Consider the following 12771-nt stretch of genomic DNA (forward strand, 5'->3'; position numbering starts at 1 on the left):
CGGCCATCGTCCGGGTGTCCGGTGCTGGTGAACGGGCCATGAATCACGCAGGATGTGGACGCGTCGAAGGTCAGAAAATAAAAATGAGAAGCCGCTCATGAGCGATCGCCAACCGATTCCCAACATCAATATCGGGCAGGTCTACGACCAGCGTTATGCCGACTCCCAGGTGCACTACGACAAGCTGAGCAACCTCGCCGGTTTTTTCGGACGCAATATGCGGGTGCATCGCCATGACCGGTTTTTCCAGGTGCACTACGTGCAAAGTGGTGCGGTGCGGGTCTACCTCGACGACCAGCAGTACCTGGAGTCGGGGCCGATGTTCTTCATCACGCCGCCGACCGTTCCCCATTCCTTCGTGACCGAAGCCGACAGCGAAGGCCATGTACTGACGGTACGCCAGCAGTTGGTCTGGGAACTGATCGAGGCTGACCGCAGCCTGGCGCCGGCCCCGCAGATACCGCCGGCCTGTGTGGCCCTGGCACGCCTGGGCCCGGAGTTCGGCGCCGAGGCGCGACGCCTGTCCCTGCTGTTCGAGGAACTGCAACGCGAGGCCGCCGAGCAGGCCCCCGGGCGCGAGCAGGCCCTGCTGGCCCTGACCCGGCTGATCCTCATCAGCCTGCTCAGGTTGTCCGCCAATTCCCTCGAGGCGCGTCCGGCGCGCCACGAAGACTTGCAGATCTTCCACCGCTTCAATGAGCTGATCGAGGCGCACTACCTGCAACATTGGCCGTTGTCGCGCTACGCCCGGCAGATCGGGGTCACCGAGGCGCGCCTGAATGATGTGTGCCGGCGCATCGCCGACTTGCCGTCCAAGCGCCTGGTGTACGAGCGGCTGATGCAGGAGGCCAAGCGCCTGTTGCTGTTTACCGCTAGCACGGTGAATGAAATCTGCTACCAGCTGGGGTTCAAGGACCCGGCCTATTTCAGTCGTTTTTTCCAGCGCAATGCCAAGCTCGCCCCGGGCGAATATCGTCTGCGCCAGGACCGTGCCGAGCGTTCGGCCTAGCGCGTGCGGGGCTGTTGGTGCGGCGCCGGGCGTGGGAGAATCCGCGCCTTTTCTCGACAAGGAGCGTCGCCATGCTGCGCCTCACGCTGATGACCCTGATGCTGTTCGGCAGCGTCGCCCAAGCCCGGGCGGCAGCGGAGGAGGTGCCGCTGCTGCGCCAGACCCGCGAGTGGCTCACCGCGTGCGACAACCTGCGCAACTGCCATGCCCTCAGCGCGCCCAGCGGCCAGATGGGCTCGGAGTACAGTTCCCTGACCTTGCACGTCACACGCCGCAGTGGGCCGCAAGAGTCGCTGCGGCTGCGCCTCGATCATCGCGGGCCGGCGCTGGGCAGTTTCGAACTGTTGCTCGACGGCCAGCCCCTGAGCCTGGAGTTGCAGGCCGGGATGACGTTGGAGCTGGACGACCAGGGCACTAATGCCAACCTGCAAAGCTACGCCGTGATCATGGAGGACGATGGGCGCAAATGGTTGCAGCAACTGCGCAACACCCAGCGGTTGCAGATGGTCGGCGACCCGCAGGCCAGCGTGTCCCTGAGCGGCTTGTCGGCCACCTTGCTGCTGATGGACTCGGTGCAGGGCCGGCTGGAGGGCGTGACTGCTCTGATGCGTCCCGGACCGCGCCTGGCCAATGAGCTGCCACCACGCCAGTTGCCGCCAGCGCCGCGTACTTATGCTGCGCCGCCGCCGGCGTTGAGCGACCAGGAACGCACACGCATCACCGCCGCGGTGCTCAAGGACCAGGCCGGCGCCATGGCCGAGGCCGATAAACCTCGGGTCGAGGTCTATCCGCTCACCGCAGAGCGGGCGTTGACGGTGCTTTACAGCGCGTGCGCCGCCTATAACTGCGACTACCAGATCGGCAGTCGTTCCCGCAGCAACCCGGCCAAGGTCCAACCGCTGAAGCGCCAGCCACCACCGTTCGAGGTGGAGGACTCCGGCGCGGTGTCCTACGACCCCAGGACCGGGCTCCTGCGCTCGTTTTACAAGCTGCGCGGCGTCGGTGATTGTGGCGACCAGAGCCAGTGGGCGTTCGACGGCCAGGGTTTCCAACTGACGGATTTTCGCCGCATGCCGCTGTGCAGTGGTCTGCGCAGCGGGGACTGGCCAGCACTGTGGAACAGCCGCGACTAGCCTTCAGCCCGCTATAGATTGGCCTGGTGCTGTTCCCAGCCGGCTGCCTGGCGTTCGACCCACTGCTGCTGAAAGGCCAGGAACGCCGTAGTGGGCTGTTGCATCTGCACGAACTCCAGCATCGGATCGCTGACCACCGTGCGGATGCCCGCCAACTCCTCGATCACCGCCAGCCCACAGAACGGCACGTAGGCCTCGGAGTAGCCGCCCTCGTGGACCAGCACTAGCCGGCCCTGGCACAGACGTTCGGCGGCCTGGCGCAGCAGGCGGGTCATGGTGCGGAACGAATCACTGTGCAACAGCATGCGCGCCAGAGGGTCGACGGCGTTGGCGTCATAACCGCAGGCGACGATGATCAACTCCGGTTCGAAGCGCTCCAGTGCCGGGATGACCAGGCTCTGCATCGCCTGAAGATAGGCCTCATGCCCGCTGCCCGGTGGCAGGGGAATATTGAGGTTGGCGCCGAGCCCGGGCCCGCGGCCGCGATCTTCTTCACCGCTGTAGCCCGGCGGGAAGCACCCGTCCTGGTGCAGCGATATCGTCAGCACGTCGCCGCGCGCTTCGAAAATCGATTGGGTGCCATTGCCGTGGTGCACATCCCAGTCGATCACCGCGACCTTGCCCAACCCGCGCCGAGCCTTGGCGGCTTCGATGGCGATGGCGATATTGGCCAGAAAACAAAAACCCATGGCGCCGTCCGCCAGGCAGTGGTGGCCCGGAGGCCGGGACAGCGAGTAGGCGTTGTCGGACTCGCCCGCCAGCACCCGGTCCACCGCCGCCATGGCCAGCCCGGCGGACAGTTTGGCGATCTCGTAGCTGCCCGGGCCGATGGGCGCCTGGGGCCCGAGTTCGCCGCCCCCGGCGTCACTTAAGGCCTTGAAGCGCTGCAGGTAGCCCGGGGTGTGCACCCGCAGCAAATCTTCCTCGCTGGCGGCGCTGGCGCTCTGGACGTGCAGCTGACGGGTCAGCCCGGACACATCCAGCAGGCTTTTCAGCCGGCGTTTGGTTTCCGGTGATTCGGCGTGGCCGGCGGCGGCCGGTGGTTGCACCCAGCCGCCGACCGGCAAGGTCAAGGCGTGCAGCCCGGCGCTGTGCCAGAGGCTGAGTTCATCGAAGAAAAAAGCAGTTTTACGGGTCATTGACGCGGTGCTCCAGTGGGGTAAGGGAAGCATGGGTTATGCCTGGGGGATTGTTTTCACACGGCAAGCCAGCATCAGCCCCAGGGACAGCAAAGTGATGCAGGCCCCGCCCATCAGCAGGGGGGAGAAACTCGCGCTGTTTTCGATCAGGCGCCCGGCGATGGCCGGGCCTATGGCCAGGCCGCCACCGATCACCAGGTTCGAGGCGTTCATCAGTTTTCCCGAGCGATCCAGGTCAGCCAGGCACGCCAGGATCAGCGGCAGGATGAAGGTCCAGGTGAACTTGAACGCCAGCGCGGCCAGGGCAAAACGTGCCAGGGGCGGCTGGCCCAGAAGTAACAGCACCGAGCCGGCCATCAACCCGTACCCCAGCACCAGCAACAGCTGGCGTGGCAGACGATTGCCGATCAACGAGGCGCAGCCGGCCCCAACGATGCCCATCAGGGTGGCGATGGCGAGGATTTCACCGCTGTGTTCCGCCGTGATCCCGGCCTTGGCGCCGATCGAGCCGATAAAGGTCCAGATCCCGCTGAGGCTGATGTAGAAGCTGAGGATCCCGAGAATGCCCAGGGCGGCCTGCCATTTTGAGCGCTGCGGCCCTTGCTCCACGGCCTGGGCGGCGGCCGGCGCAGCCTGGGGGAAATAGCGCGCCAGGGGCAGGAACAGCGCCATCAGTGCGGCGAGGATCAGGTAGCACGCGGCCAGACCGTAGTGCTCGAACAGCCGGGGCAGGATGCTCAAGCCCAGCGCGCCGACCACCAGTTGCCCCATCACCCACAGGCCATAGACACGGCTGGGGTTGGCGCTGGAGGCCGCACTGGAAAGGCAGATGATCATCAGCGAACCGCCTGCCAGGGCGCTGCAAAAACGCAGGGCCAGCAGCGCGGCGTAATCCGTGACGAGCATCGACAGCAGGTTGGCGGCAATAAACAGTACGCCGGCCAGCAGTGCAGCGCGGCGCCAGTCGAAACGTTTGAGCCACCATAGAGCGGGCAGGGTAGCCAGGCTCATGGCGCCCAGCTCGGTGGAAAACAGGTCACCGATCTGCGTCGGGCTCAGGTGCCACTGGCTGGCCAACTGCGCCGCAATCGCCGGCGCGGTCATGAGGATGGTCGGGACGATGGCGGCGAACAGCACAATCGCCGCCAACCGGGCCAGGGGCGAGACGCTCAAGCCCTGGTCGCTGTTCAAGGTGTGGCTGTGAGTGGTCATGGACAGGCTCCGGAAGGGCGCTTCAGAACACATGAACCAGGCGCAGCAAGGCGTCGGTCCCGTGGTAACCGTTATCGGTGGCAACGTTCTGCGACAGGCTGAGCATCAGCTGGTTTTGCTTATCCAGCCAATGGCCGACCTCGAAGCCAACCTGGGTGTAGCGCTTGTGGGTGTCGTCGATGCGCTGGTCATTGATCCGAAGTTCACCGCCGTCGGCGTGGATCAGGCGCAGGGCGCCATAGGTGCTAGGGGTGAAGTCATAGGACGCGAAGGCTTGCAGCCGATAGAGCGGGTCCTGCTTGAGTGAGCTGCCAAAGTAGTCGTCATTCTTGGCGTACAGCTGGGCTTCGAGGTTGGCTTCCAGCACCCACTTTTCGCCGATGCCCTGGGTGTAGTTGTAAACAAAGGTCGCGCCCCAACGGTTGGCCCCCGGCGACACATCGGGGTCCCGGCTGTGGTACTCGCCTATGGGCAGGGTGATCAGGGTCAGCAGGCCGCTGTAGGTACGCGATGCCGGGTCGTTGATGAAAAACAGGGTGCCGCCGACCTGGGGATCGCCGAAGCCGCTCTCACCGGTGTGCTGGCTGGCACCGGGCAGGCGAGCGTTGATGTCGGCAAAGGGCACGATGAATTGCGGGGTGCACAAGGTGCCGCAGATGTCGCTGAAAAACACCTGGCGGTAGGCCATGGCGTTGACCCGCAGTTCGGCCTTGCCGGTGCTGTCAGCCGGGCCGTGGAAGTCGCCGGCGCGGGTGGCCGGCAAGTACAGCACGCCCAGGGTGGTGCCCGAGGGCGCACCAAAAAAATCCCGCGCGTTAAGGTCGGCGGCACCGGCTTGCAGGCTCAACAGCCCCGTGGTCAAGGCCACGGCGGTGGAGCAGAGGGTGAATCTGTGCATGGCGTTACGTCTCTGTTTTAGGTTGTTGTGCGGCGAGCAGCTCGCCATGACGTGGCAGTGGGGGATAAAAAACTGGCAAAAGGGTGCCCGAGGCCGCCAGGGCGGCAGCAAAAAATCAGTCGGGATCAGCGCTGGAGATCAGCTGGGAGGGGCGTGCAGTAACTGGGCGATGCGGGCCTTGTCCTTGACTCCGAGCTTGCTGTAGATGGCGCGGATATGGTGGCGCACGGTGTTGGGCGACATGCCCAGGTCCCGGGCCACTTCCTTGTAGGTCTTGCCGTCGCCGAAGCATTGCGCGACGTCGTTTTCTCGCGGGCTCAACTGCGGCAGCACGCTGCGGTTGCGCGCAGCCAACAGATACAGGTCGCCCACGGCCGAGGCTTCGACCTGTAAATGCTTGCCTTCGAAGCCGTCACCATTCAGCGCCACCGGTAACTGCGGACCACTCCATTGCGGCCATTCGCTGAGCAGCAGGTCGACAAACCCGCGCTCGGCGCAATGCAGGGTGCCGCGCTGATCGCAGACCGCCAGTGCCAGGTTGCGCGGGCGGGTAAGTTTTTCGCGCATGGCCACCAGGGTGCGGATCTGGTTGGCCGACACCGCGGCCACCAGGTGCAGCATGATGTTGTTCAGCAAGTGGCAGTCGTCCTCGCGAAAGCGCGGCGCACCGGGCTTGCGGTACAGCGCCAGGTGATCGCTGAGGTGGGTGTGGGGATCGATGTAGACCACGCACATCAGCTCGCCGATGTCATAGGTCGCGCCCAGCCAGTTCAGGCCAGGGCCATTGGCCGGATTGCGCATATCGATGATCACTGCCTGCCCGGGGGAGGCGTGCACGCGGCTCACGGTGACGTCGATATGGCGGATCGACTGCCAGTCCGGCAGGTAGCTGGGCGGCAGGTGATACAGGTAGGAACTGTGCTCCTCGGGCAAGCCGTCGATCAGCGCGGCGCGTCCCCACCAGGCGCTGTCAAAGGGCAGCACCTGGCTGATACGGGCCAGGGCATGCGGGTGCAGGGTTTCGATGTCCTGGTGCTGGGCCAGGCGTTGCAGTTCGAGTGTCAGCGCGCTGAAGGCTGCCAGCAGGCCGGCGTGACCATGATCATGACCGCTCATTGGGGTGTACCTCTGTGCGACTTTCTTATTATTTTCGTCACGAAGTAGTGAAGGACCGGAACGTCGCGAAGACGTGGGCAGGGCCTGAAATCGAGTATCGGCGGGTTGCGGCACCCTCGCCATCCTACAGATGCAGGAGGCTGGCCGAGAGCGCCGCGCTGCCCAACCTGCCGGCCAAGGCGCTGTATGCCCCGGGCCAGAGCGCTCCCGTGAAACCTGCGATTATGCTCGGCGCCAACGTAGCAGTCAAGGCCGTTGATTGATTGTGACTACCCGGTCACAACTGGAAATATTTTTTGCCGGGGGACGCATTAAACCTCAAGTCCGGCCGATATCCATTACAGGCTCGCAGACCAACTACAACAGTCGGGCCGACCTGTCACACCTCCAGCACGGCTGGCCGACAGGGCTATTGGCATGGATGCGCGCAACCCCTTATTTCCCGAGAGTCGTCCTATGTCCCTACGTAATATCAATATCGCGCCTCGCGCTTTCCTCGGTTTTGCGTTCATTGCGTTGCTGGTCGTGGTGTTAGGTGTATTTGCGATCAACCGCATGTCAATCATTCGCCAGGCGTCCATCGATATGGACACTATCCAACTGCCGAGTGTGAGGTACCTGGGGAACATGACCGAGAACGTCCTGCGCATGCGCATCCTGTCGTTCCGCATCCTGGTCAACCGCGAGGCGGCCGGCCTGGATGAAGCGCAAACCCGCATCGGCGTGCTGGTGGACAAGCTCAAGCAGGCCCAGGCCAGCTACGCAGCGTTGCCGGCGGGCAACGAGGAAGCGGCGCTGTACAAATCCTTTGCCGCCACCCTGGAAAACTACCTGCAAGCCCAGAACCAGATGCTGGAGCTGTCGCGGCAGAACAAGCTGGAGGAGATGCGCAGCCTGATCAACACCCGGATCAAGGACGGCACCGACCTGATGGGTGAACAACTGAACAAGCTGGTGGCGATCAACACCGCCGATGCCACGGCGGCATCAGCCGATGCCGGCAACCATTACGACAGCGCGATCACCTGGATCATCCTGGTCGCCCTGGCGGCGGCATTGATGACAGTGCTCCTGGCGCTGTTGCTGACCCGCAGCATCGTGCAGCCGCTGAACCGGGCCTTGAGCGCCGCGCAAACCATTGCCGGCGGCGACCTGACCAAAGTCATCGAGGTCGACGGCAAGGACGAGTCGTCGCGGCTGCTCAGCGCCCTGGCCGATATGCAGGGCAATCTGCGCCGTACCATCGAGCAGATCTCGGGCTCTGCCACCCAGCTGGCGTCAGCCTCGGAAGAACTCAGCGCAGTCACCGAGGAGGCCTCCCGTGGCCTGCAACAGCAGAACAACGAAATCGAACAGGCCGCCACTGCGGTGAATGAAATGACCGCCGCCGTGGAAGAGGTCGCGCGCAACGCGGTGTCGACTTCGGAGGCCTCGCACCAGTCAACCCAGGCCGCCCGTGAAGGCCGTGATCGCGTGGTCCAGACCGTCGACGCGATCCAGACCATGACCCACGACGTGCAAAACACCTCGGTGATGATCGAAGGCCTGGCCACCCAGGGTCGAGACATCGGCAAGGTGCTGGATGTGATTCGGGCCATTGCCGAGCAGACCAACCTGCTGGCCCTGAACGCCGCGATCGAAGCAGCCCGGGCCGGTGAGGCCGGACGTGGTTTCGCGGTGGTGGCCGATGAGGTACGGGCCTTGGCCCACCGCACTGCGCAGTCGACCCAGGAAATCGAAAAAATGGTCGCCGGAATCCAGAACGGCACCGGCGAGGCGGTGCAGTCGATGCAGCAAAGCAATCAACGGACCCAGAGCACCCTGGAAATGGCCCGCGCCGCCGGTGTGGCCCTGGAGCAGATCGCCGAGTCGATCAACCTGATCAACGAGCGCAACCTGGTCATTGCCAGCGCCTCGGAAGAGCAGGCTCAAGTGTCGCGGGAGGTCGATCGCAACCTGGTGAACATCCGCGACCTGGCTACCCAGTCGGCGGCAGGAGCCAACCAGACCAGCGCTGCAAGCCATGAGCTGTCGCGCCTGGCGGTGGATTTGAACAGCATGGTGGCGCGCTTCGTCATCTGACAGGGGTGAATCCGGCGCCCGTCACGGCGCCGGAAGCCGGTTTAACCGGCGGCTTGCGGCCACAGCTGTTGATTGACCAGATTGGCCGGGCGTTGTCCGGCCAATGCCGCCAACAGATTGTCGACGGCGCAGCGGGCCATGGCTTCGCGGGTTTCATGGGTGGCCGAACCGATGTGCGGGGTGGCCACCACATTGTCCAGTTGCAACAACGGTGAGTCGTGGTCCAGCGGCTCGCGCTCGAACACATCCAGCCCGGCCGCGCGGATCTTGCGCTGCTGCAACGCCTCGATCATCGCCCCTTCGTCCACCACCTTGCCCCGGGAAATATTGATAAAGATGCTTTCCGGGCGCATCAGCTCGAATTCCTTCGCGCCGATCAAGCCCTGTGTCTGGGCGGTCAGCGGCAGGGTCAGGCAAATGAAATCGGCCTGCTGCAACAGTTGCTCCAGGCTGCAATAGCGGGCGTTGAAGCGCGCCTCCACCGCCGGTTTCGGCGAGTTGCTGTGGTAGATCAGCGGCATGCCGAAGCCAAAGTGCCCGCGCTGGGCCAGGGCCTCGCCAATGCGCCCCATGCCGATGATGCCCAGGGTCTTGCCATGCACGTCGCTGCCAAAGTGCCGCGGGCCGATGTTGCTGTTCCACTGCCCGGCGCGGACCAGGGTGGCCAGTTCCACCACCCGCCGCGCGGTGGCCAGGATCAGCGCAAAACCGGTGTCGGCGGTGGTTTCGGTGAGCACATCCGGGGTGTTGCTGAGCAGGATCCTGCGCTGGCTCAGGTAGTCGATGTCGTAGTTGTCGACGCCCACCGAGACGCTGGCGACCGCCTCCAGCTGCGGTGCCAGGTCCAGCAGTTCGGCGTCCAGGCGCAGGCTTGCGCCGAGCAGGCCCTGGGCCCGGGGCAGGGCTTCGCGCAGACGGTCCATGCCGGCGGGGCTCAAGTCTTCGATCAGCGTGACCTCGGCCTGGGCTTGCAGACGCGCCATCAGCTCCGGGGACAGTTTTTTGTAGACAACAACCTGTTTTTTCATCGGGTTCACCACCGTGTTCGGTTCAGGAATGGGCCAGGCGTCGACGGGCAGGCAAGGCCGGCGCCGTGCGGTCACTGGCACCGGGCTTGAGGAAAATCGTCAGGACCACCGACAGCAGCAACGCGCCGCTCATCAGCAGGTAGGAAGCGCCGGGCGAGCCGGTGGCGCTGTTCAGGTAACCCACCAGGTAAGAGCCGCCGAACGAGCCGAGGGCGCCCATGCTGTTGATCAGCGCCATGGCGCCGCCGGCCACGTTGGCAGGAAGAATCTCCGGCACGATGGCGAAGAACGGCCCATAGGGCGCGTACATGCAGGCCCCGGCGATGACCAGCAAGGTGTAGGACCACCAGAAGTGTTCGGCGCCCAGCAGGTAGGAGCCGTAAAAGGCCACTGAGGCGATCAGCAGCGGCGGCCAGACAAAGCGTTTGCGCTTCTGGATCCGGTCCGAGCCCCAGGACACCCCGAGCATGGCAATCACCGCCGCCAGGTACGGCAGCGCCGACAGCCAGCCGGCCTCGACCATGTCCATCTGCGCGCCGTGCTTGAGAATCGACGGCAGCCACAGCACAAAGCCGTAGACGCCGATGCTCCAGCAGAAAAACTGCAACGCCAGGATGATGACCTTGGGTGAGCGGAAGGCTTCGGCGTAGTTCTTTACCGCTTTCATGCCCACCTGTTCGGCGTCCAGGGTGCTTTGCAGGTCCTGTTTTTCCTGCGAGGTGAGCCATTTGGCTTCGCTTGGGCGGTCATCCGCCAGGCGCCACCAGATAAACGCCCAGAGTACGGCCGGCAGACCTTCGATGATAAACATCCAGCGCCAGCTGAAATGCTCCACCAGGTAGCCCGAGACTACCGACATCCAGAGCATGGTCACCGGGTTGCCGAGAATCAGGAAGGTGTTGGCGCGGGAGCGCTCGGCACGGGTGAACCAATGGCACAGGTAGACCAGCATCGCCGGCATCACGGCGGCCTCGACCACGCCGAGCATGAAGCGGATGACGATCAGCATATAGGCGTTGGAGACGATACCGGTCAGGGTCGCCAGGGCGCCCCAGAGAATCAGGCTGACAAAAATCAGCTTCTTCACGCTGTGCTTTTGCGCGTAGATCGCCCCCGGCACCTGGAAGAAGAAGTAGCCGAGGAAGAACAGGGCGCCCAGCAGCGACGACAGTCCCGGGGTGATCATCAAGTCGGCGGCCATCCCTGAGGCGGCGGCAAACCCGTAGTTGGCGCGGTCCAGATACGCCAGGCTGTAGGTGATAAAGACGATGGGCATGATGTACCACCAGCGGCGGGTGGCGAGTTTTGCGGTGTGCATGATGGAACTCCTGAGCTTGTTGTTTTTGTCGCAGCAGGTAACGCGTCACGGGTCAATCGGGTGCGGCGGTCAGGCGCTGGATCGCAAGCGAACGGCAGCGGGCGGGGGCAGTTCTTCACGGCGCGGCAGGCCTTCCATATCGCCACGGCTCTGCACCGCGCGGCTGCCGATCCAGTTGGCGCGCTGTACGGCCTCGGCCATGCCGAGGTTTTCCAGCAGGCCGCTGATCAGGCCCACGGCAAAGCCGTCGCCGGCGCCCACGGTGTCGACCACCTCGGCCACCGGCACGGCCTCGACAAAGCCTTGATCCAGTTGGGTGCGGTAATAGGCGCCGGCGGCCCCGAGCTTGATCACCACGGCCTCGACCCCCTGGTCCAGGTAAAACGCGGCGATATCGGCCGGGTCTTGCAAGCCGGTCAAAAGGCGACCTTCACTCAGGCCCGGCAGCACCCAATGGGCTTGCACGGCCAGGCGGTTGATCTCGCTGATCATCTGTTTTTCGCTGTCCCACAGGCTGGGGCGCAGGTTGGGGTCGAACGACAGGCTGCGTCCGGCGGCGCGCATCTGGCTCATCAGCACCTGGGACAGCTCCCGGGCCGAGGCCGAGAGAGCCGGCGGGATGCCGGTGGCGTGCAGGTGCCGGGCCTTCAACAAGGCCGGCGCGATGTTGTTGACCGAGAGCCGGCTGGCTGCCGAGCCACGGCGGAAGTACTCGACCCGAGGGTCGGCGCCGTGTTCTTCGAGGGATTTGAGCTGAAACCCGGTGGGGTGCGCGGGGTCGGTCTCGACAAAGCGGCAGTCCAGGCCCTCGGCCTTCAGGGTGTCGACCACAAAACGGCCGAATGAATCGGCGCCGACCCGGCTCAGCCAGGCCACGTTGAACCCCAGGCGCGACAGGCCAATGGCAACATTACTGTCGGCGCCGGCAATGCGTTTATGGAAATGCCCGACCTGGGCCAGGTCGCCGCTGTGCTCGGCGACGAACATGGCCATGGTTTCACCGAACGACAGGATATCGATCTCAGACATGGGCGTTCTCCAGGCGTGACTGGCCCAGGCGGGCGAGGGTGCCGACATGGTCACGGGTCAGTTGCACCAGGTCCTCGCCTTGCAGCGGGTATTCCACCGCGCGGTTAATACCTTGGGTCATGTGCCGCAACAGTTGTTCCCACAGATGCAGGTCGGCTGCGCTCGGCGGGATGGCCACCAGCTTGCCGTCGGCGCGGCGCGCCACGGCTTTGCAATGCACATAGCCGACATGCCGCCCCAGCAGGCGCGCGGCGGTGGCGGCCGACTGGTCCTGCCACTGCCAGTTGCCGATGTCGAACGTCATTTGCACCGGCAGTTGCAGGCGCTCGACCTGATCGAAAAAACGCTGGAACGGTTCGATTCGCCCGCCGTGCAGGGTCTGGTCGTTTTCCACCAGCAGCCGCACCGGGTGCCGTGCCAGCAAGGCGCCGAGGCTCTGCAGGTCGTTGTTGTCGGTGAAGTAGCCCAGGGACACTTTCAAACTCGTGGCGCCAAAGGCATGGGCGCGCAGCAGGGCCTGTTCCAGTTGCGGATTGGCCTGGGACTGGCCGGCGACCCACAGTTCCAGTGGCGAGGAAAACAGGCTTTCGAGTTGCTGCGCCGCAGTGGCCTGGGCCAGTTCGGCCGGGACTTCGTCGGTGAGCAGCTCTTCACGCCATTCGATTCGCGAGGCCCCGGCGGCGGCCAGCACCTCGATGAAATGGCCTTGGCCCTGGGTGCGCACCAGGTCGGCACCATAGCTGGAGAGGCTGATGGAAACGGGTGATTTATGCATTGTTCTGACCTCTGAAACCGGTTTCATTTTTG

At 64.4% G+C, this 12771-nt stretch carries 11 protein-coding genes and 1 pseudogene; 4 read left to right on the forward strand and 8 right to left on the reverse strand.

Features of this window, described 5'->3' with window-relative positions; translation table 11 throughout:
- Positions 1 to 97 precede the first annotated feature (97 nt).
- Together hpaA and ACOZJV_RS02710 are read left to right on the forward strand one after the other, a co-directional pair.
- The gene (gene hpaA, locus ACOZJV_RS02705) at positions 98 to 1009 is read left to right on the forward strand and encodes a 4-hydroxyphenylacetate catabolism regulatory protein HpaA (protein WP_020294628.1); all 912 of its coding nucleotides are present in this window, start codon (positions 98 to 100) and stop codon (positions 1007 to 1009) included.
- A gap of 71 nt (positions 1010 to 1080) precedes the next feature.
- Complete coding sequence (locus ACOZJV_RS02710) at positions 1081 to 2142, forward strand: DUF1176 domain-containing protein (protein ID WP_421546754.1); 1062 nt, start codon at positions 1081 to 1083, stop codon at positions 2140 to 2142.
- A gap of 11 nt (positions 2143 to 2153) precedes the next feature.
- On the opposite strand, the gene ACOZJV_RS02715 is transcribed toward ACOZJV_RS02710, so the two are convergent.
- The 4 genes from ACOZJV_RS02715 to ACOZJV_RS02730 all read right to left on the reverse strand — a co-directional run bounded on the left by ACOZJV_RS02715 (position 2154) and on the right by ACOZJV_RS02730 (position 6507).
- Complete coding sequence (locus tag ACOZJV_RS02715; RefSeq protein WP_421546755.1) at positions 2154 to 3281, reverse strand: class II histone deacetylase; 1128 nt, start codon at positions 3279 to 3281, stop codon at positions 2154 to 2156.
- A 36-nt stretch (positions 3282 to 3317) separates the two neighbouring features.
- Positions 3318 to 4493, reverse strand: a complete 1176-nt coding sequence (locus tag ACOZJV_RS02720) for an MFS transporter (protein WP_421546756.1) — start codon at positions 4491 to 4493, stop codon at positions 3318 to 3320.
- Between the two features lie 22 nt (positions 4494 to 4515).
- Positions 4516 to 5391, reverse strand: coding sequence for a transporter (locus tag ACOZJV_RS02725; protein ID WP_421546757.1), 876 nt, complete (start codon positions 5389 to 5391; stop codon positions 4516 to 4518).
- Positions 5392 to 5529: 138 nt separating this feature from the next.
- Entirely contained in the window at positions 5530 to 6507 is a 978-nt protein-coding gene (locus ACOZJV_RS02730) for a helix-turn-helix transcriptional regulator (protein WP_201131003.1), read from the reverse strand.
- A gap of 456 nt (positions 6508 to 6963) precedes the next feature.
- On the opposite strand from ACOZJV_RS02730, the pseudogene ACOZJV_RS02735 reads away from it, so the two are divergent.
- Together ACOZJV_RS02735 and ACOZJV_RS02740 are read left to right on the forward strand one after the other, a co-directional pair.
- A pseudogene (locus ACOZJV_RS02735) lies at positions 6964 to 7731 on the forward strand (MCP four helix bundle domain-containing protein); the annotation flags it as partial.
- Positions 7726 to 8589, forward strand: a complete 864-nt coding sequence (locus ACOZJV_RS02740; RefSeq protein WP_371106491.1) for a methyl-accepting chemotaxis protein — start codon at positions 7726 to 7728, stop codon at positions 8587 to 8589. The pseudogene ACOZJV_RS02735 and the gene ACOZJV_RS02740, both read left to right, overlap by 6 nt.
- A gap of 41 nt (positions 8590 to 8630) precedes the next feature.
- On the opposite strand, the gene ACOZJV_RS02745 is transcribed toward ACOZJV_RS02740, so the two are convergent.
- The 4 genes from ACOZJV_RS02745 to ACOZJV_RS02760 form a co-directional block, all read right to left on the reverse strand.
- Positions 8631 to 9617, reverse strand: coding sequence for a 2-hydroxyacid dehydrogenase (locus tag ACOZJV_RS02745; RefSeq protein WP_078472981.1), 987 nt, complete (start codon positions 9615 to 9617; stop codon positions 8631 to 8633).
- 22 nt (positions 9618 to 9639) lie between these two features.
- Complete coding sequence (locus ACOZJV_RS02750; protein ID WP_078472980.1) at positions 9640 to 10935, reverse strand: MFS transporter; 1296 nt, start codon at positions 10933 to 10935, stop codon at positions 9640 to 9642.
- 69 nt (positions 10936 to 11004) lie between these two features.
- Entirely contained in the window at positions 11005 to 11964 is a 960-nt protein-coding gene (locus ACOZJV_RS02755) for a sugar kinase (RefSeq protein WP_078472973.1), read from the reverse strand.
- On the reverse strand, positions 11957 to 12739 hold the full coding sequence (locus tag ACOZJV_RS02760; RefSeq protein ID WP_078472972.1) for a sugar phosphate isomerase/epimerase family protein: 783 nt from the start codon (positions 12737 to 12739) through the stop codon (positions 11957 to 11959). Before ACOZJV_RS02760 ends, ACOZJV_RS02755 begins: the two co-directional genes overlap by 8 nt.
- Positions 12740 to 12771 lie beyond the last annotated feature (32 nt).

Source organism: Pseudomonas sp. QD4, from assembly GCF_049199125.1.
Lineage (GTDB): Bacteria > Pseudomonadota > Gammaproteobacteria > Pseudomonadales > Pseudomonadaceae > Aquipseudomonas.